We start from the raw sequence: 1,039 nt of genomic DNA, 5'->3' as shown, positions 1-1,039 counted from the left end.
GTACGCGCGGGTGAGCCGCAACGGAAGCTAACGCTCTCAGGCTGTCTGTACAAAGCAGTGCATCATTACTCTTAACATACTCAAGTAATGAATCTCGTAGTCGTGGCGTGATGTTTTGCTGTTCAAGGGCAACGGCGAGCGGCTGCCTTACCGCTTTAGGGTAAGTCGAAAAATGTGTTGCTATGGCTTCGCTCAGTTCCGGCAGTTGCTCTAATCGGGCTGCACAGTCGTGCAGGCCTTGTAAGCCAATTTGCTGCCAGTCAATATCAGCTTTTGGGTGTTTTAAATAGGCTTCAGCTGTTTCAAAGTGAATTGAGGGTGACAGTTTTAGCTGACGCTGAACCCGTGCATGCAACGCAGCCCGCTGATGCTCATTCGGAGTGAGTAAATAAGGATTCTGCTGCAGTTGCTTTTGTTGCTCCTCGGTCATCTCACCGGTAATTTCGTGGCCTAATGCGTTAACCACATATTCAAGGTATTGATTACGTGCCGCTAAATTTAAAAGCCCACGCTCATCCAGAGGGAATTGCAAAAACCAGATGAAAGGCTGCTGATCATGCTGTTTATGCTGAAACAATATCGCCAGTTGAGCCTGTCTGGCTATCGGGTAGGGGTAAGGACGTTGTTGGTGCTCAATAGCAGCAAAGTCATCCTGAGACAGTTCAGTAAGGCATCTGCCAATATCAAAAATTTTGTACTCTGCTTGGCCGGCTTGCAAAAACTCACCCAAGGTGGTGATGGTCGGTTCTGACACAGGCGCTCCCTTTTTGCTTGAATTTTAAGGCGTATTAAATCACTATGGCGCCATTATATCGGTTTATACAATGATGTGGTAACGGAGTCTGATATGGAGCAGTATCAGAAAGCCGCTCGATTACTTGATAGAATAGAGCGCGAACTGAACAGTCTTGGCTTATGGCAGTCTCACCAGCCTCCCGTGCAGGCTTTGGAAAGTCAGCAGCCTTTTGCCGTTGATACGCTGGAGTTTCATCAGTGGCTGCAATTTATTATGTTGCCGCGGATGTGGTCTCTGGTCGAC

Annotated in this window: 2 protein-coding genes; one reads left to right on the top strand and one right to left on the bottom strand. The window is 47.9% G+C overall.

Going from position 1 to position 1,039, the window contains the following annotated elements:
* A partial coding sequence (locus tag B3180_RS12130) for a DUF3549 family protein (protein WP_286844808.1) occupies positions 1-754 on the bottom strand: 754 nt, incomplete at its 3' end.
* A gap of 93 nt (positions 755-847) precedes the next feature.
* On the opposite strand from B3180_RS12130, the gene B3180_RS12125 reads away from it, so the two are divergent.
* On the top strand, positions 848-1,039 hold a 192-nt coding region (locus B3180_RS12125; protein ID WP_286844805.1), incomplete at its 3' end, for a YqcC family protein.

It is taken from the genome of Idiomarina sp. UBA4206, from assembly GCF_002383015.1.
Classification (GTDB): Bacteria; Pseudomonadota; Gammaproteobacteria; order Enterobacterales; family Alteromonadaceae; genus Idiomarina; species Idiomarina abyssalis.
Note: the sequence above shows the minus strand (reverse complement) of the source record. Positions and strands in the feature narration are given on the sequence as shown.